This window comes from Pseudomonas sp. JUb52 (assembly GCF_004341115.1).
GTDB lineage: Bacteria > Pseudomonadota > Gammaproteobacteria > Pseudomonadales > Pseudomonadaceae > Chryseomonas > Chryseomonas oryzihabitans.
Genome location: NZ_SLYS01000001.1, coordinates 381,201 through 396,995, shown reverse-complemented (window position 1 = coordinate 396,995; position 15,795 = coordinate 381,201). Strand labels below are relative to the sequence as shown.

General features: G+C 67.5%; 17 protein-coding genes and 1 pseudogene. 7 read left to right on the top strand and 11 right to left on the bottom strand.

Translation table 11 applies throughout. From position 1 onward, the window contains the following. Positions 1 to 50 precede the first annotated feature (50 nt). The 4 genes from EC839_RS01980 to EC839_RS01965 are packed head-to-tail and all read left to right on the top strand — an operon-like array spanning position 51 to position 3,525. On the top strand, positions 51 to 1,376 hold the full coding sequence (locus EC839_RS01980; protein ID WP_132831998.1) for a TRZ/ATZ family hydrolase: 1,326 nt from the start codon (positions 51 to 53) through the stop codon (positions 1,374 to 1,376). A 32-nt stretch (positions 1,377 to 1,408) separates the two neighbouring features. Next, positions 1,409 to 2,107, top strand: a complete 699-nt coding sequence (ubiG, locus tag EC839_RS01975) for a bifunctional 2-polyprenyl-6-hydroxyphenol methylase/3-demethylubiquinol 3-O-methyltransferase UbiG (protein ID WP_007160470.1) — start codon at positions 1,409 to 1,411, stop codon at positions 2,105 to 2,107. A gap of 3 nt (positions 2,108 to 2,110) precedes the next feature. Further along, positions 2,111 to 2,782 (top strand): N-acetylmuramic acid 6-phosphate phosphatase MupP, encoded by a 672-nt coding sequence (mupP, locus tag EC839_RS01970; RefSeq protein ID WP_132831997.1) that lies wholly within the window; start codon positions 2,111 to 2,113, stop codon positions 2,780 to 2,782. An 8-nt stretch (positions 2,783 to 2,790) separates the two neighbouring features. Next, positions 2,791 to 3,525, top strand: coding sequence for a YciK family oxidoreductase (locus EC839_RS01965; protein ID WP_132831996.1), 735 nt, complete (start codon positions 2,791 to 2,793; stop codon positions 3,523 to 3,525). A 9-nt stretch (positions 3,526 to 3,534) separates the two neighbouring features. Here EC839_RS01965 and EC839_RS24820 read toward each other — a convergent pair whose 3' ends face one another. From EC839_RS24820 to selD, 5 genes and pseudogenes are all read right to left on the bottom strand, one after another. Then, a complete protein-coding gene (locus EC839_RS24820) occupies positions 3,535 to 4,377 on the bottom strand; it encodes a methyl-accepting chemotaxis protein (RefSeq protein ID WP_372237631.1) in 843 nt (280 codons plus the stop codon). A gap of 42 nt (positions 4,378 to 4,419) precedes the next feature. Continuing rightward, a pseudogene (locus EC839_RS24815) lies at positions 4,420 to 4,608 on the bottom strand (HAMP domain-containing protein); the annotation flags it as partial. A gap of 1,027 nt (positions 4,609 to 5,635) precedes the next feature. Then, positions 5,636 to 5,926 carry a hypothetical protein gene (locus EC839_RS01955; RefSeq protein ID WP_132831994.1) on the bottom strand — a complete coding sequence of 97 codons (291 nt, stop codon included), beginning with the start codon at positions 5,924 to 5,926 and terminating at the stop codon, positions 5,636 to 5,638. A gap of 78 nt (positions 5,927 to 6,004) precedes the next feature. Next, on the bottom strand, positions 6,005 to 7,105 hold the full coding sequence (gene mnmH, locus EC839_RS01950; protein WP_132831993.1) for a tRNA 2-selenouridine(34) synthase MnmH: 1,101 nt from the start codon (positions 7,103 to 7,105) through the stop codon (positions 6,005 to 6,007). Next, complete coding sequence (selD, locus tag EC839_RS01945) at positions 7,105 to 8,139, bottom strand: selenide, water dikinase SelD (protein WP_132831992.1); 1,035 nt, start codon at positions 8,137 to 8,139, stop codon at positions 7,105 to 7,107. The genes mnmH and selD overlap by 1 nt, the downstream gene beginning before the upstream one ends. A gap of 343 nt (positions 8,140 to 8,482) precedes the next feature. On the opposite strand from selD, the gene EC839_RS01940 reads away from it, so the two are divergent. Next, positions 8,483 to 9,673, top strand: coding sequence for an MFS transporter (locus EC839_RS01940; RefSeq protein WP_256680899.1), 1,191 nt, complete (start codon positions 8,483 to 8,485; stop codon positions 9,671 to 9,673). On the opposite strand, the gene EC839_RS01935 is transcribed toward EC839_RS01940, so the two are convergent. From EC839_RS01935 to EC839_RS01910, 6 genes are read right to left on the bottom strand one after another with little or no spacing between them, the layout of a single operon-like run. Beyond that, positions 9,670 to 10,479 carry a DUF4892 domain-containing protein gene (locus EC839_RS01935; protein ID WP_132831991.1) on the bottom strand — a complete coding sequence of 270 codons (810 nt, stop codon included), beginning with the start codon at positions 10,477 to 10,479 and terminating at the stop codon, positions 9,670 to 9,672. The two genes, EC839_RS01940 and EC839_RS01935, sit on opposite strands and share 4 nt — an antisense overlap. A gap of 6 nt (positions 10,480 to 10,485) precedes the next feature. After that, complete coding sequence (locus EC839_RS01930; RefSeq protein ID WP_132831990.1) at positions 10,486 to 11,367, bottom strand: alpha/beta fold hydrolase; 882 nt, start codon at positions 11,365 to 11,367, stop codon at positions 10,486 to 10,488. A 31-nt stretch (positions 11,368 to 11,398) separates the two neighbouring features. Continuing rightward, positions 11,399 to 11,842 carry a hotdog fold thioesterase gene (locus EC839_RS01925; protein WP_132831989.1) on the bottom strand — a complete coding sequence of 148 codons (444 nt, stop codon included), beginning with the start codon at positions 11,840 to 11,842 and terminating at the stop codon, positions 11,399 to 11,401. Between the two features lie 20 nt (positions 11,843 to 11,862). After that, a complete protein-coding gene (gene sixA, locus EC839_RS01920; protein ID WP_132831988.1) occupies positions 11,863 to 12,318 on the bottom strand; it encodes a phosphohistidine phosphatase SixA in 456 nt (151 codons plus the stop codon). Further along, positions 12,315 to 12,614, bottom strand: a complete 300-nt coding sequence (locus EC839_RS01915) for a DUF4389 domain-containing protein (RefSeq protein WP_132831987.1) — start codon at positions 12,612 to 12,614, stop codon at positions 12,315 to 12,317. Before EC839_RS01915 ends, sixA begins: the two co-directional genes overlap by 4 nt. Positions 12,615 to 12,645: 31 nt before the next feature. Beyond that, positions 12,646 to 13,668: an NAD(P)H-dependent glycerol-3-phosphate dehydrogenase gene (locus EC839_RS01910; RefSeq protein WP_027598062.1), complete on the bottom strand. Its 1,023-nt coding sequence runs from the start codon at positions 13,666 to 13,668 to the stop codon at positions 12,646 to 12,648. 377 nt (positions 13,669 to 14,045) lie between these two features. On the opposite strand from EC839_RS01910, the gene fabA reads away from it, so the two are divergent. Together fabA and fabB are read left to right on the top strand one after the other, a co-directional pair. Next, complete coding sequence (fabA, locus tag EC839_RS01905; RefSeq protein ID WP_007160484.1) at positions 14,046 to 14,561, top strand: 3-hydroxyacyl-[acyl-carrier-protein] dehydratase FabA; 516 nt, start codon at positions 14,046 to 14,048, stop codon at positions 14,559 to 14,561. An 11-nt stretch (positions 14,562 to 14,572) separates the two neighbouring features. Continuing rightward, on the top strand, positions 14,573 to 15,790 hold the full coding sequence (gene fabB, locus EC839_RS01900) for a beta-ketoacyl-ACP synthase I (RefSeq protein ID WP_027598063.1): 1,218 nt from the start codon (positions 14,573 to 14,575) through the stop codon (positions 15,788 to 15,790). Positions 15,791 to 15,795 lie beyond the last annotated feature (5 nt).

The following is a 15,795-nucleotide window of genomic DNA, read 5'->3' as shown; positions in this document are numbered from 1 at the left end:
GCCGCAAGGACCGCTATACTGCCGGCTCGCCCCTCTTGGAACCGCCGCAGATGCCCACCCCCGCGCCCCTGGACCTCTTGTTGCTCCCCAGCTGGATCGTGCCGGTGGAGCCTGCCGGGGTGGTCCTGCGCGATTACGCCCTGGGCGTACGCAACGGTTGCATCGCCCTGCTCGCGCCGCGCGCCGAGGCCCTGCGCCAGCCGGCCAAGGAAACCCTGGAGCTGCCGGGCAAGGCGCTGATCCCGGGGCTGATCAATGCCCACGGCCACGCCGCCATGACGCTGTTTCGCGGCATGGCCGACGACCTGCCGCTGCAGACCTGGCTGCAGGATCACATCTGGCCAGCCGAGGGCCGCTGGGTCGACGAGGACTTCGTCCGCGACGGCACCACCCTGGCCATCGCCGAGCAGATCCGCGGCGGCATCACCTGCTTCTCGGACATGTACTTCTATCCCCAGGTGGCCTGCGAGGCGATCCATCGCACCGGGGTGCGCGCCCAGGTTTGCCTGCCGATCCTCGACTTCCCCATTCCTGGCGCCCGCACCGCGGATGACATGATCCGGCGCGGCCTGGAATTGTTCGACGACATGAAGCTGCACGAGCGCATCAGCGTGGCCTTCGGGCCCCATGCGCCCTATACCGTGGCCGACGCCAAGCTCGAAGAGATCCTGGTACTGGCCGAGCAGCTGCAGGCACCGATCCAGATGCATGTGCACGAGACCGCCTTCGAGTTGGAGCAGGCGCTGGAGCAGACCGGCGAACGGCCGCTCAGCCGGCTGCGCCGCCTGGGTCTGCTCGGGCCGCGCTTCCAGGCCGTGCACATGACCCAGGTGGACGACGAGGACCTGGAAAACCTCGTCGAGACCAACAGCCATGTCATCCACAGCCCCGAGTCCAATCTCAAGCTGGCCAGCGGCTTCTGCCCGGTGGAGCGCCTCTGGCAGGCCGGCGTCAACGTCGCCATCGGCACCGACGGCGCGGCCAGCAACAACGATCTCGACCTGCTCGGCGAGACCCGTACCGCCGCCCTGCTGGCCAAGGCCGTCGCCGGCTCGGCCACCGCCCTGGATGCCCACCGCGCGCTGCGCATGGCGACCCTGAACGGCGCCCGCGCGCTGGGCCTGGAGCGCTGCCTGGGCTCGCTGGAAGTCGGCAAGGCGGCCGACCTGACCGCCGTCGACCTCAGCGGTCTCGCCCAGCAACCGCTCTACGATCCCGTTTCGCAACTCATCTACGCCACCGGCCGCGATCGCGTCAGCGACGTCTGGGTCGGCGGCGTGCCGCTGCTGCGCCAGAGCGAACTCGTGCGCCTGGACGAGGCCGAACTCATAGCCAATGCGCAGCAGTGGGCCACCCGTATCCAGCAGGGCGCCTGACGCGCCCCGCTTTCTTGCCTCTGGAGAACACCATGTCCAACGTCGATAACGCCGAGATCGCCAAATTCGAGGCCCTCGCCTACCGCTGGTGGGATCGCGAGAGTGAATTCAAGCCGCTGCACGACATCAACCCGCTGCGCGTCAACTGGATCGACCAGCACGCCGGCCTGGCTGGGAAGAAGGTGCTGGACGTGGGTTGCGGTGGCGGCATCCTCAGCGAGGCCATGGCCCAGCGTGGTGCCCAGGTGACCGGCATCGACATGGCCGAGGCCCCCCTGGCGGTGGCCCGCCTGCACCAGCTGGAATCCGGGGTGCCGGTGGAATACATCCAGGAGACCACCGAGGACCACGCGCGCAAGCACGCCGGCACCTACGACGTGGTGACCTGCCTGGAGATGCTGGAACACGTGCCGGACCCCTCGTCGGTGATCAAGGCCTGCCACGACCTGGTCAAGCCGGGCGGCCAGGTGTTCTTCTCCACCATCAACCGCAATCCCAAGGCCTACCTGTTCGCCATCGTCGGTGCCGAGTACGTGCTGCGCCTGCTGCCGCGTGGCACCCACGATTTCCGCAAGTTCATCCGCCCCTCGGAGCTGGGTGCCTGGGCCCGTGCCGCCGGCCTCAACCTGCGCGACGTCATCGGTCTCACCTACAACCCGCTGACCAAGAGATACAAGCTGGAAGGCGACGTGACGGTGAACTACATGGTGCGCACGCAGCGCGAGGACTAGGCCATGCGTCTGCAAGCGGTCCTCTTCGACATGGACGGCACCCTGCTGGACACGGCGCCGGATTTCATCGCCATCATCCAGGCCATGCGCCAGGACAGGGGCCTGGCACCTGCCGATGAAGCTCGCCTGCGCGGCGTCATCTCCGGTGGCGCCAAGGCGATGATCCTGGCCGGCTTCGAGATCGATCCCCTGGGTGCCGAACTCGAACCCCTGCGCCTGGAGTTTCTCGAGCGCTACCAGACGCAATGCGCGGTCCACACCCGGCTGTTCGACGGCATGGACGAGATCCTGCGCGATCTCGATGCCGCCCGGTTGCGCTGGGGCGTGGTGACCAACAAGCCGGTGCGCTTCGCCGAGCCGATCATGCAGCGTCTGGGCCTGGCCGAACGCTCGGCCTGCCTGGTCTGCCCCGATCATGTCGCGCACAGCAAGCCGGATCCGGAGATGGTGGTGCTGGCCTGCCGGCAACTGGACGTGGATCCCCAAGCCGCCCTGTTCATCGGTGATGACCTGCGCGACATCGAGTCCGGTCGGGCGGCCGGCAGCAAGACGGTGGCGGCGCGCTACGGCTATATCCATCCAGACGACCGCCCCGAGCACTGGGGCGCCGACGCCATCATCGATCACCCATTGGAATTGCGCGCGCTGCTCGATCGCGCGCTGTGCGGCTGCTAGAGGTTCAGATGTTCGACTACCAGGCTCCGGCCGAGCTGCTCAAGGACCGCACCATCCTCGTCACCGGTGCCAATCGCGGCATCGGCGCCGCCCTGGCCAAGGGCTGTGCCGCCCTGGGCGCCACCGTCATCCTTCAGGGTCGCGATGCCGCGGCGCTGGATCAGGTATGCCAGGGGATCCTGGCCAGCGGTGGCCTGGCCGAGCCCCTGGTGCTGGATCTCGAGCAGGCGGATGCGGCCGCCTACACCGCCGTGGCGGAGCGCCTGCAACAACGCCACGGGCGCCTGGATGGTCTGGTACACAACGCCGGCCTGCTGGGCCCGCGGGTACTGCTCGAAAAAACGCCCGCGGGCGCCCTGGCGCAGGTGCTGCAGGTCAATGTCCAGGCCGGCTTCGCCCTGACCCAGGCCCTGCTGCCGCTGCTCAGGGCGGCCGGTGAGGCCTCGCTGATCTTCACGTCCAGCAGTGTCGGTCGCAAGGGCCGCGCCGGCTGGGGCGCCTATTCGGTGTCCAAGTTCGCCACCGAGGGCCTGATGCAGGTCTGGGCGGAGGAACTGGCGGAAGCCGGCATCCGGGTCAACAGCGTCAACCCGGGCGGTACCCGCACCGCCATGCGTGCGGCGGCCTATCCCGAGGAGGATCCGGCCCGGGTGCCCGCGGCGGAGGCCATCCTGCCGGTCTATCTCTATCTGCTCGGCCCGGCCAGCCGGGGCACCACCGGCCAGGCGCTCAACGCCCAGTAGTTGAGTCGATCAGACGTGGAAGCGCTGCACCAGACGCGAGAGTTCGTCACCCAGCTCGGCCAGCTCCCGGCTGGCTGACGCCGTGGCCGCCATCGCCTGGCTGGACTGATCGGCGCCGTCGCGAATCCGGGTGACATTGACCGCCACCTCTTCGGCCACCCCGCGCTGCTGCACCGCCGCCGCGGCGATCTGCTGGTTCTTCTGCTGGATGCTGGCCACCGCCGTGGCGATGCCGGCAAAGGCGCGCCGGGTATCGCCGGCACTGCCCAGGGTGTCGACGAGCAGGGTCTCGCTCTGCTGCATCCGTGCGACCGCTTCCCCACTGCCCTTCTGCAGCACCACGATGAGCTGTTCGATCTCGACGCTCGACTGCTGGGTACGACGCGCCAGGGCACGGACCTCGTCGGCGACCACGGCGAACCCCCGCCCCTGCTCACCGGCGCGGGCCGCTTCGATGGCCGCGTTGAGCGCCAGCAGGTTGGTCTGCTCGGCCACCGCCTTGATCACGTCCAGCACACTGCTGATCGCCTGGCTGTCGTGGGACACGCCGTCGAGCCGCTCGGCCGCGGACCGGACATCCACCCCCAGGGTCTCGATGCCGGCCAGACTGCGGCCGATCACCGCCTGGCCATCGCTGACCTGGCGCTCGGCCTGATCGCCGGCACCGGCGGCGGCTTCGGCATCCGCGGCGACCCCCTGGGCCGTGGCGGCCAGTTCGGCCATGGCCGCGGCCACCTGATCGGTTTCCTCACGCTGCCGGGTCACCCCCAGCTGCGCCTCGCGGGCCTGTTCGGCCAGGGCGGCGGCGGACTGGCCGAGCCGGCCGATACCGGCCTGCAGCTGCAGGACCATGCCGCGCAGCGCCGCCACCATGCTGGCGCTGGAGCGCTGCAACTGGCCGATTTCATCGCCCCGATCCACCGTCAACTCGACATCCAGCTGGCCCTGGGCGATGCGCTCGGCGGCGGCGATCACCTTGCGCAGCGGCCGGACGATGGCCAGGGTGATGATCAGCGCGGCCAGGGCACCAACGATCAGCGCCAGCAGGGCCACGCCACCGATGGTCAGCAGGCGCTTGGTCATCATCGCCTGCAGTTCGGTTTCCTGTTGCCCGTAGAGGGCATCGACCCGCTGCACCGCGGTTTCGGCCAGGCTGGTCATCCGCGCGCCGGCGACCTGCTCCTGGGCCAGGGCGGCGGCATAGTCGCCAAGTCGGCGGATGAATTCCTTGATATTGGTGGAGACGTCCTGGATGACCGAGGAATAGGCCGGATCGCTCAGCTGCGGCTCGACCTTGGCCAGCAATTCCAGGGCGGCACTGGCCGAGGGCAGCGGCTGGTCGTCCACCGTGCTCTTGCCGGCGCGTGCCTGGGCTTCGTCGAGACTCTTGAGCATCAGGCGATAGAGTTCGCCGACCTGCTGCGACAGGGTCAGGAGTTCCGCGCCCTGCTTGCCACCGGAATCCTTGAGCGCATAGGCGCCGTCATCCAGCAGACCGGACTGGAGGATGTCCAGGCTGTTGGCCGCGCCCTCTACCAGAAAGGCGGCCCCTTCCATGGCCAGGCGGCGCGAGGTGTTGAGCCGTTCGAAGTCGGCGAAGGCGGTGCCATAGGCCTGGGTGGCCTCGCGGGCGGCGTCGAGGTCGATGGCGTTGGCACTGCCCACCTCGGCCTCCAGCTGTCCCAGCCGCTCGAGCACTGCCGGCAGCGCCTGCCGTAGATGCTCGGCCTGGGCGGCCTCGCCACTCAGGCGAAAGCCCTGCTCCAGGGCGCGGACCTGCATCACTTGTCGATTGATCGCCGCCATGTCGCGCAGGGAGCCGAATCTATGCTCGACATCCTTGAGTGCGAGCCCGCCCTGCAGGGCCACGACCAGGGTCAGCAGCAGCACCAGCCCGAAGCCTACCGCCAGCTTGGTCGCGGTTCGCCAATTGGCCAGGCGATAGCGTGCAATCCCTTTCATACCGCACCCCGACAAAATGAGTTCTACCGACGCTTTCGTCTGCAGAAGCCGATTCTTGAGGGGGTGCGGAGCAAACCACCGCTATCCGTCGCGCGCGGTTATGTCGGCGTCGCTTTGGATGGCGGCCGTTGGCCAGGGGGCCGAGCGATCAGCGACCGGCGCGGGACTCGCGAATGTAGAAGCGCGCCTTTTCGGCGTTCTTCACGCAACCGGTGTAGGCCTCGACCTGCTGCTGCGTCTTGGCGGTGGACAGCAAGGCCAGCGCCTTGGAATAGCTCACCGTGCCGGAAAAGCCTTCGGCCTTGGCCAGGTCGAGTTCCTGCCAGGCGGAACGGGTCTGGGTGGCGCAGCTGTCACGATTGACCACCTTGCCCGAACAGCCTGCGAGCACCACGGCAGCCAGGGTAGCGGCCAGGACGGGAACCAGTTTCGCTTTCATCTCTCTTTCTCCTTGCGACCTGCAACCGGCCGGAACGGCCGGATAACCGCAGCGTAGACCGCCAACCCCGGGCGCTGTTCAGCGCCGGTTGCGCAGAAACTCGACCACCGCGGCCTGGTCGCCGCTGAAGATCACCCGGGACGCCTTGCTCTCCCGCTGATAGGCGTACATGGGATCGTAGTATTCCGCCAGCAGGCCCTCGATCCAGCCGCGATGCGCCGCGACGTCGCCCGAGCGCTCCTGCTCGGCCAGGGCGTCTTCGAGAATGGCCGACAGGCGCTGGAAGCGTTCGCCGCCCAGGCGCTTGGCGATGCCGGAAAGACTCTTGCGCAGCTGTTCTGCGAACAGCGCGAAGCCCTGCTCGGGACCGTGCAGGGCCACGAATTCCGCCGCCAGGTCGATGACATAGTCGCGCAGGATGCGCTCGATGCGGTTTTCCCGGCTGTCTTCCAGCCAGACCAGTGGGTACTGCTGCATGCTCTGGTGCAATTCCAGTGGCAGGGAGCAGCGACCGACCAGGCGTGATTCGTCTTCCAGCACGAATTGCGCCTGCCCCCCATGACGACGGCGGAGCAGGTCGATGGCCAGGCTGTTCTCGAAATCGATCTGGCCCGGCTGGGGCGTGGCCCGCTTGCCGAAGCTGGAGCCGCGGTGATTGGCATGACCTTCGAGATCGACGGCGTTGTCGAGCTGGGCCACCACCTCGGTCTTGCCGGTGCCGGTCATGCCGCCCACCACCACGAAGCCGCACTCGGCGAGCGCCTGCTGCAGCGTCTCGATGAGAAAGGTGCGCATGGCCTTGTAGCCACCCACCACCCGCGGATAGGCGATGCCGGCTTCGCTGCGCAGCCATTCCTGGCTGATCTGGGAGCGCAAGCCACCGCGGAAGCAATAGAGGTAGCCCTCCGGATGAGCCTGGGCATAGTCGGCCCAGGCCTGGATGCGCGCCTCCTTCACCGCACCGGACACCAGTTGATGACCGAGTTGCAGCGCCGCCTGCTGGCCCTGCTGCTTGTAGCGGGTACCGACGCGCTGGCGCTCCAGGTCGTTCATCAGCGGCAGGTTGGTCGCCTGGGGAAAGGCGCCCTTGGCGAACTCCACCGGGGCGCGGACATCGATCAGGGGAACATCGCTCAGGAACAGCGCCCTTAGGTCGCGGGCATCCTCACGCTGACTCATCAGGCCACCTCGACCGCATGGGCGCGCCGGTCCACCAGCCGCCCTATGGGTTGCAGGGCCAGGCCCAGCTCCGCGGCCACGGCGAGAAATTCCGCTTCGCCTGCCGGCGCCACGGCCACCAGCAGGCCGCCACTGGTCTGGGGGTCGCACAGCAGCTGGCGGCGGCCTTCGTCCAGCGGGGCGATACGGCTGCCGTAGCTGTCGAAGTTGCGCTCGGTCCCGCCAGGCACGCAGCCCTGCTGCAGATAGAAATCCACGCCTTCGAGGCGGGGAATGGCGGCGAAGTCGAGTTCGGCGGTGAGGCCACTGCCGTCGGCCATCTCCACCAGGTGGCCGAGCAGCCCGAAGCCGGTGACGTCGGTCATCGCCGTCACCCCGGCCAGGCGGCCGAAGCGGCTGCCGGGACGATTGAGCTGGCACATGGTGTCGCGCGCCAGATGGCGATCCTCAGGGCGCAGCAGGGCGCGTTTCTCGGCGGTGGTGAGGATGCCGATGCCCAGCGGCTTGGTCAGGTAGAGGCGGCTGCCCAGGGTCGCGGTGTCGTTGCGCTTGAGGTGGCGCTTTTCCACGATCCCGGTCACGGCCAGGCCGAAGATCGGTTCGGGGGCGTCGATGGAATGACCGCCGGCCAGGGGAATGCCGGCGTCGTCGCAGACCCGCCGACCGCCGGCGATGACCTCGCGTGCCACTTCCGGCGGCAGCACGTTGACCGGCCAGCCGAGGATGGCGATGGCCAGCAGGGGATCGCCGCCCATGGCATAGATGTCGCTGATGGCATTGGTGGCGGCGATGCGGCCGAAATCGAACGGATCATCGACGATGGGCATGAAGAAATCGGTGGTGGAGACCACCCCGCGTTCGTCGTCCAGACCATAGACCGCCGCATCGTCACGCGAGGCATTGCCCACCCACAGCCGCGGATCCAGGTGCTGGGCGCCGCTGCCGGCGAGGATGGTCTCCAGGGTCTTGGGGGCGATCTTGCAACCACAACCGGCGCCGTGGCTGTATTGGGTGAGGCGAATGGGATCGGTCATCGTTACTCCGGTTCAGCGGTGGCGCTGGTTCGACAGCCAGCGCGAAGGGGCGTAATAGTAGCAAATGCCCGTCAACCGGCGGGCGCCGGCCGCGCCTAACAGATCGCCAGCCAAAGCAAAAGGGCTGTTTTCTGGCGGTAATCCACAGTTGCTGTGGATAACCTCGTGGAAAACCTCCAACCGACCCCGGACAAGCGAGCGGCGGTGCGGCGATGGACGAACTGGCGATTTTTTAGCCGGTCCGCCAACTATTTTTTCCCGTTCGAGGGTAGCGGACAGAAGCGGCGTGCGTTATGGCCAGGGTGCGCTAGCATTGGCGGTTTCTCCGGTCTTAGCAGTGCTCATGTCCTCTCCAGCCATTTCCCCCGTTACGCCCTGGCAGCGCGGCCTGCTGCTCGCCAGCCTCATGCTCATCGCCCTCAACCTGCGTCCGGCCCTCTCCAGCCTGGCACCGCTCCTGCGGCAGATCGAAGGCAGCACGGGCTTGTCCAGCAGCGCCATCGGTCTGCTCACCACCCTGCCGGTGCTCTGTCTGGGCCTGTTCGCACCTCTGGCCCCGCGTTTGGCGCGCCGCTGGGGTAGCGAACGCACCCTGGGCGCCATCCTGGCTCTGCTCGCTGGCGGTATCGTCCTGCGCAGCCTGCTGCCGCCGCTGGGGCTGTTTCTCGGCAGCCTGATCGCCGGCGCCTGCATCGGCATCCTTGGCGTGCTCTTGCCGGCCCTGGTCAAGCGCGACTTTCCCGCCCAGGCCGGCCAGCTGATGGGGCTCTACACCATGATGCTGTGCATCGGCGCCGCCGTGGCTGCGGGGGCGACCGCGCCCCTCGCCGAGGCCTTCGACGGTCGCTGGCAACCTGCTCTCGCCACCTGGGCCCTGGTCGCCGTGGTGGCCCTGGTGGTCTGGCTGCCGCAACTGCGCCAGCCGCCCACGGCGCCACCGCGCCGAGGTGCTGGCGGTTCGCTGTGGCGCAATCGGCTGGCCTGGCAGATCACTCTGTACATGGGTTTGCAGTCGTCACTGGCCTATATCGTCTTCGGCTGGCTGCCGACCCTGCTGATGGATCGCGGGCTGGGCATGGTGCAGGCTGGCCTGATGCTGTCGGGCTCGGTGATGACCCAGCTGGTCAGCGCCCTCACCGCCCCCTGGCTGGCGACGCGGGGGCAGGACCAGCGCCTGGCCATCGTGGTGGTGATGGGCCTGACCCTCGCCGGTTTGCTGGGCTGCCTCTATGCCCCCCTGGGCAGTCTGTGGCTCTGGGCCGTCGTGCTCGGCCTGGGCCAGGGCGGGACCTTCAGCCTGGCGCTCGCCCTGCTGGTGCTGCGCTCGCGGGATGCGGAAACCGCCGGACGACTGTCAGGCATGGCCCAGGGCGCGGGTTACAGCCTGGCCTCGCTCGGCCCGCTGCTGGTCGGCATCATCCACGACGCCACCCATGGCTGGGCACCCATGGGTGTGCTCTTCACCCTGATCGCCGTGCTGGCCACGCTGTTCGGGCTGGGCGCGGGGCGGACCCGCTACGTCAACGACGTCTAGCGGCGATAGAGCCCGGCGGCTCGGCTACCATCGGTCTGCAGCCGCGGCGCGCGGATCCCCGCCTCGCGCAGGGCACTCTGCCAGGCCTCGGCCTGGTCGCCGCCCAGGGTCACCGCCACATCGCCATTGAGCGCCAGGGCCGCCGCCAGCCGGGCAGTCCAGCGCTGCTCCGGTGCGCGCGCCAGGACGGGCAGGAGCAGCTGGCCGTCGCGCTGCAACTCCTTGAGCAGGGTGGCGGCGCTCGGCAACAGCTCGGGCAGTGGCTGGCCGGCCTGCAGCCGCTCGGCATGCAGATAGCCGCGGCGATTGCCGCGGGTGATGCCATAGAGCGTCAGTACCGTCTGCGACTCCGCCAGCTGCAGCACCAGCAGCCCCTGCTGATCGTCCGGCCCATAGAGCATGGCCTCGCCCAGCAGGCTGTTGGCGATGACGTTGCTGGCACCGCAATCGCGCCCCTCGCACCAATAGAGGAGGGTCGCGCCCTGCTGCTGCAGGCGCTGGCGCTCGCTGTCCAGCCGCGCCAGCGGCGGATGGCCGCTGGCCAGCTCGAAGGTCTGGGTCTGGAGCTGGCCCTCCACCTGCAGCGAATCCTCCAGGCGCAGGCGACCGCCGATGCGACTGACCGGCCCCAGCGGATAGAGGCGCTCGGCGCTGGCCGGTCCGCTTTCGCGCACCAATTGGGCATGGTCCATGGGTGCGATCTCCGGCAGCACCTCCGCCTGCGTCGTACCAAGGGACAGCAGCAGGCCGATCAGCAGGAGGCGTCGCAGGGAGCGGGAGCGCGGGCAGAACGGACGGCTAGGCATGCCGCATTATTCGTCGTGCCCGGTGCCGGCGGCAAAGAAGGCATTGAAACAATCTGCGACGGCCTGGGCGCCCGCCGCATCGTCCAGATGTAGATGGTGTCCGCCTGGCAATTCGTGAAGGCTGAAGTTCGGCTGTTCTCGCGCCAGGCGCATGGCCTCGGCATGGGGCGCCACCAGGCCACCCGCGGCCACCACCAGAGCTGTGGGGCAGCGCACCGCGCGCAGACAGGCCTCGGCCTGCTCCGGGGTGAACCTCATTCGACTGGGCAGCCTCAAGTGGGGATCAGAGCGCCAGGTGTAGCCACCGGGCACCGCCATCAAGCCACGCTCGGCAAGCAGCTCGGCGGCTTCCCGACTGACCGTCAGGGCGCCCTTCAGCCGCGCCGCCACGGCGTCTTCCACCGTGGCGTAGACCGGCTTGCGCCGGTTGGGCAGCTCCAGTTCCGCCAGCAGCGCCTTGCCGAGTTTCTCGGCGATCTCCTCTGCCGGCGTCGTATAGGGCAGCAGGCCATCGATCAGCGCCAGGCGCTCGATCTGCTCCGGCAGGGCCGCGGCAGCGATGACGCCGACGATGGCACCCATGGAGTGCCCGAGCAGGCCGAAGCGGGTCCAGCCCAGTTGCCGGGCGGCAGCGAGCACATCCAGCACATAGTCCTGAATCGCATACCCGACGCCCGCAGGACGATGGGCCGACAGACCATGACCCGGCAGGTCCAGGGCGACGATGCGCAGACCGTGCAGCCGTGGCGCGAGTTGGGCGAAGGTCATGGCATTGTCCAGCCAGCCGTGCAGCGCCAGCACCGGATAGCCGTCCTCCGGGCCGAAGACTCGGGCACTCAACTCGATATGAGGCAATTCCAGCCGCAATTCTTGCACCTGGGCGGTCATGATTTCCACTCCGCGGGTGCCCGTGCGCACTTCATGCCGGGGAGGCATCCCGCTGCAAGGGCACCACGGCTACCGTCAGCCGCGATACGCAGGTCAGGCGCCCCTCCTCATCGCTCAGGCGGATATCCCAGACATGGCTGCTGCGCCCCAGGTGCAGCGGGCGAGCCACCGCTGTCACCCGCCCGGAGCGCACGCCACGCAGATGGTTGGCATTGATTTCCTGACCCACGCAATAGAAGCGCGAACGATCCACGCAGAGCATGCTGGCGATCGAGCCCACGGTTTCCGCCAGGGCCACCGAGGCGCCGCCGTGCAGCAGCCCCATTGGCTGATGAGTACGCCGATCGACCACCATGCTGGCGGTCAGGCTGCCGTCGTCCCAGGCTTCGATCCGCATGTCCAGGTGTTCGGCCAGGGTGTTCTCGAGCGCATGCCCGAGGTCCTCAGGATCAGGAAGGGTCTGCCAGATGCTCATGTACTTTCCTTGCAAGGGCGTCAGCCGTGGAAGCGACTGACCAGATCGAAACCGCCGGCCAGAGGCAGCGGCGCCTCCAGACACAACAGGGACGCGGTGCCCATGGCCACCGGCGCCTGCCGATGACCGTGCAGCAACCAGCCGGCCAGTTCACCGACGAAGGGATTGTGGGTCACCAACAGCAGCTCCTCCACCTCCAGTCGCGCCAGTTCCGCCAGGGCGCGTTCCGGCTCGCCGTCGGGCGTGGCCCAGGAAACGCTGTGCAACTCGCCCGACCAGCCCAGCTGCTGTTGCACCAGGGCCGCCGTCTGCTGCGCACGCACGTAGGGACTGGCCAGGATGAGCTGCAGCCTTGCATCCTGCAGCTGCAGGGCGCTGCGCAACACCTCGGCGCGACCGGCCGCGGTCAGCTCGCGCAGCTCGTCACTAGGGGCCCGCGCCTCGGCTTCGCCATGCCGCAGCAGCCATAACTTCATGGCGCGGTGGCGGAACGGTCGTCGGCCTGCTCGGTGGGCGGCCAGTCGGCGAAGGGCCAGGGCTTCACTTCGCTGGCGAAGGTGCCGAAGCGGACGATCTGCGCCAGATAGCTGCCCAAGGCCGCGCCAAAGGCGGTCAGACCGGGATTGGCTTCGCCCTTGATCAGGCGCACCACCAGTTGCACCAGCACCACCACCGCCAGCACGTACTGCGCGCCCAGCCAGACGAACAGGAACAGCAGCATCCAGATCAGGCGCAGGCCTAGCAGCTCGCGGGAATGTTCAGGTTGGGACATGGGAATTCCTCTTTTCAGACAGTGTAGCGGCTCAATTAAAAGGGGCGTCCGCCACATCGACATCGGTCTTGGGCTCACCGCCCATCAGGGCCTCGATCACCTGCCCCAGGCTGCGGCCCTCGAACAGGATCGCATAGAGGCCATTGACCAGGGGCATGTAGACGCCCAGCTCGTCCGCCTTTTCCTTGAGCACGCGCAGGGTGTTGACGCCCTCCGCGGTCTCGCCGATCTGGGCCACCGCCTCGTCCAGGGTCAGTCCGCGGCCCAGGGCATGGCCGACCCGGTAGTTGCGGCTCTTCTCCGACGAGCAGGTCACGATCAGGTCCCCTACCCCGGCCAGGCCCAGGTAGGTGATGGGATTGGCGCCGCGCTGCACGGCGAAGCGGGTCATCTCGGCCAGGGCCCGGGTGATCAGCATGCTGCGGGTGTTCTCGCCCATCGCCAGGGCCGCGGCCATGCCGGCGATGATGGCGTAGACGTTCTTCAGGGCGCCGGCCAGTTCCACGCCGAGGCGGTCGGCACTGGCATAGACACGGAAGGTGCGACCATGCAGCGCCGCCTGGACCCGCCGGCACACGGCCTCGTCCTCGCTGGCCACCACGGTGGCGGTGAGCTGGTGCTCGGCGATCTCGCGGGCAAGATTGGGCCCGGAGATGATGCCGATGCGCGCCCGCGGCACGATCTCCGCGAGGATCTCGCTCATCAGCATGAAGGAATGCGCCTCGATGCCCTTGGTGGTACTGACGAGGAAACGCCCCTCCAGTTGCTGGGCGATGGGTGCCAGGGCCTGACGCAGCGCGCTCGATGGCAGCGCCACCAGGATCAGCTCGCAGCCCTGGATGGCGCCCTGCAGGTCACTGGTGGCCTCGACCGCGGCGTGCACCTTGATACCCTTCAGATAGCGCGGATTCTCGCGCTCGCGGCGGATGGTCTCGGCTTGTTGCGGATCGCGCATCCACAGACGTACCGGCAGCCCGTTCTCGGCGACCAGATTGGCCAGGGCGGTACCGAAACTGCCGCCGCCCAGGACGGCGATGGGGGATTGGACTGTCATCGAAACTCTCGGCTTCACCGCAATCACGCGGCCTCGGCGCTCAGTATACGGTAGCCGCGCGCAGGCCTCAGGACCCGTTCACGATCTGTCGCGCATCGGCCGAACGGTATTGAAAACGCCCGAGGAATACTTATCTAGGGTGGGCAAACACCCCTTTCGCGGTGCTGCCCGCCGCGCTGCCCCAGGGCGCGCGCGACCCCGAGCGGGCGCCCAGGATGGAGAATTGACTGCGAAAAGTGCACAATGGTCCGTTAACGAGCAGGGCGCTGGCCTGTGACTTTCCCGATGCCCCGGCAGTCTACTGCTACACGAAGCCATACCCAGAGCGACCTTCGGAGTCGCCAGAGCCTGGACCTAGGCCAGCTACAGGAGCTTGCATGACCAAACAACACGCCTTTACCTACGAAGACTTGCTGCGCTGCAGCCGTGGCGAGCTCTTCGGTCCGGGCAATGCCCAATTGCCCGCACCGAACATGCTGATGATCGATCGGATCACGCATATCAGTGAGGTAGGCGGGAAATACGGCAAGGGCGAACTGGTGGCGGAACTCGATATCCGTCCCGACCTCTGGTTCTTCGGTTGCCATTTCGAAGGTGACCCGGTGATGCCGGGCTGCCTGGGCCTGGATGCCATGTGGCAGCTGGTCGGTTTCTACCTTGGCTGGCAGGGCAATCCGGGTCGCGGTCGCGCCCTGGGTTCTGGCGAAGTGAAGTTCTTCGGCCAGGTACTGCCGACCGCCAAGAAGGTCACCTACAATATCCATATCAAACGCACTATCAACAGGTCGCTGATTCTGGCCATCGCCGATGGCACCGTTAGCGTGGACGGCCGCGAGATCTACTCCGCCGAAGGTCTGCGCGTCGGCCTGTTCACTTCCACCGATAGCTTCTAAGGGCTTTTCGCATGCGTCGCGTCGTCATTACCGGTCTGGGTATCGTTTCGTGCCTGGGCAATGATAAAGACACCGTTTCCGCCAACCTGCGCGCGGGTCGTGCCGGCATCCGGCACAATCCGGAATATGCCGAGATGGGTCTGCGCAGCCAGGTTTCCGGTTCCATCGACCTGAACCTCGAAGAACTGATCGACCGCAAGGTCAAGCGCTTCGTCGGCGATGCCGCCGCCTACGCCTATCTGGCGATGGAGCAGGCGATCAAGGACTCCGGTCTATCCGAAGAGCAGGTCTCCAACCCCCGCACCGGCCTGATCGCCGGTTCCGGTGGCGCCTCCACCTTCAACCAGATGGAAGCCCTGGACATCCTGCGCGAGAAGGGCGTCAAGCGCGTCGGTCCTTACCGCGTGACCCGGACCATGAGCAGCACGGTCTCCGCCTGCCTGGCCACCCCCTTCAAGATCAAGGGCCTGAACTACTCCGTGGCCTCGGCCTGCGCCACCAGTGCCCACTGCATCGGCCTGGCCATGGAGCAGATCCAGCTCGGCAAGCAGGACGTGGTCTTCGCCGGTGGCGGCGAGGAAGAGCACTGGACCCAGAGCATGCTGTTCGATGCAATGGGCGCGCTCTCCAGCGACTACAACGAGACGCCGGAAAAGGCTTCCCGTGCCTACGACAGCAAGCGTGATGGCTTCGTCATCGCCGGCGGCGGCGGCATGGTGGTGGTCGAGGAACTCGAACACGCCCTGGCCCGTGGCGCCAAGATCTACGCCGAGATCGTCGGCTACGGCGCGACCTCCGACGGCTACGACATGGTCGCCCCGAGTGGCGAAGGCGCCATCCGCTGTATGCAGCAGGCGCTGTCCACCGTCGACGGCGAGATCGACTACCTGAACACCCACGGCACCTCCACCCCGGTGGGCGACGTGGCCGAGATCAAGGGCGTACGCGCCGTGTTCGGCGACAAGGCACCGGCCATCAGCTCCACCAAGAGCCTGTCGGGTCACTCCCTGGGCGCTGCCGGTGTCCACGAGGCCATCTACTGCATGCTGATGATGGAAGGCAACTTCATCGCCGGCTCGGCCAACATCGACGAACTGGATCCGGAAGTCGCCGACCTGCCGATCCTGCGCGAGACCAAGGAAAACGCCAAGCTGGATCTCATCATGAGCAACAGCTTCGGTTTCGGCGGCACCAACGCCACCCTGGTACTCAAGCGCTGGCAGGGCTGATAGCC

What these genes read in the sequence shown, in the direction of transcription:
- EC839_RS01980 (WP_132831998.1), top strand. Translation starts at nt 51, where the DNA reads ATGCCCACCCCCGCGCCCCTGGACCTCTTGTTGCTCCCCAGCTGGATC.
- ubiG (WP_007160470.1), top strand. Translation starts at nt 1,409, where the DNA reads ATGTCCAACGTCGATAACGCCGAGATCGCCAAATTCGAGGCCCTCGCC.
- mupP (WP_132831997.1), top strand. Translation starts at nt 2,111, where the DNA reads ATGCGTCTGCAAGCGGTCCTCTTCGACATGGACGGCACCCTGCTGGAC.
- EC839_RS01965 (WP_132831996.1), top strand. Translation starts at nt 2,791, where the DNA reads ATGTTCGACTACCAGGCTCCGGCCGAGCTGCTCAAGGACCGCACCATC.
- EC839_RS24820 (WP_372237631.1), bottom strand. Translation starts at nt 4,377, where the DNA reads ATGGTCCTGCAGCTGCAGGCCGGTATCGGCCGGCTCGGCCAGTCCGCC.
- EC839_RS01955 (WP_132831994.1), bottom strand. Translation starts at nt 5,926, where the DNA reads ATGAAAGCGAAACTGGTTCCCGTCCTGGCCGCTACCCTGGCTGCCGTG.
- mnmH (WP_132831993.1), bottom strand. Translation starts at nt 7,105, where the DNA reads ATGAGTCAGCGTGAGGATGCCCGCGACCTAAGGGCGCTGTTCCTGAGC.
- selD (WP_132831992.1), bottom strand. Translation starts at nt 8,139, where the DNA reads ATGACCGATCCCATTCGCCTCACCCAATACAGCCACGGCGCCGGTTGT.
- EC839_RS01940 (WP_256680899.1), top strand. Translation starts at nt 8,483, where the DNA reads ATGTCCTCTCCAGCCATTTCCCCCGTTACGCCCTGGCAGCGCGGCCTG.
- EC839_RS01935 (WP_132831991.1), bottom strand. Translation starts at nt 10,479, where the DNA reads ATGCCTAGCCGTCCGTTCTGCCCGCGCTCCCGCTCCCTGCGACGCCTC.
- EC839_RS01930 (WP_132831990.1), bottom strand. Translation starts at nt 11,367, where the DNA reads ATGACCGCCCAGGTGCAAGAATTGCGGCTGGAATTGCCTCATATCGAG.
- EC839_RS01925 (WP_132831989.1), bottom strand. Translation starts at nt 11,842, where the DNA reads ATGAGCATCTGGCAGACCCTTCCTGATCCTGAGGACCTCGGGCATGCG.
- sixA (WP_132831988.1), bottom strand. Translation starts at nt 12,318, where the DNA reads ATGAAGTTATGGCTGCTGCGGCATGGCGAAGCCGAGGCGCGGGCCCCT.
- EC839_RS01915 (WP_132831987.1), bottom strand. Translation starts at nt 12,614, where the DNA reads ATGTCCCAACCTGAACATTCCCGCGAGCTGCTAGGCCTGCGCCTGATC.
- EC839_RS01910 (WP_027598062.1), bottom strand. Translation starts at nt 13,668, where the DNA reads ATGACAGTCCAATCCCCCATCGCCGTCCTGGGCGGCGGCAGTTTCGGT.
- fabA (WP_007160484.1), top strand. Translation starts at nt 14,046, where the DNA reads ATGACCAAACAACACGCCTTTACCTACGAAGACTTGCTGCGCTGCAGC.
- fabB (WP_027598063.1), top strand. Translation starts at nt 14,573, where the DNA reads ATGCGTCGCGTCGTCATTACCGGTCTGGGTATCGTTTCGTGCCTGGGC.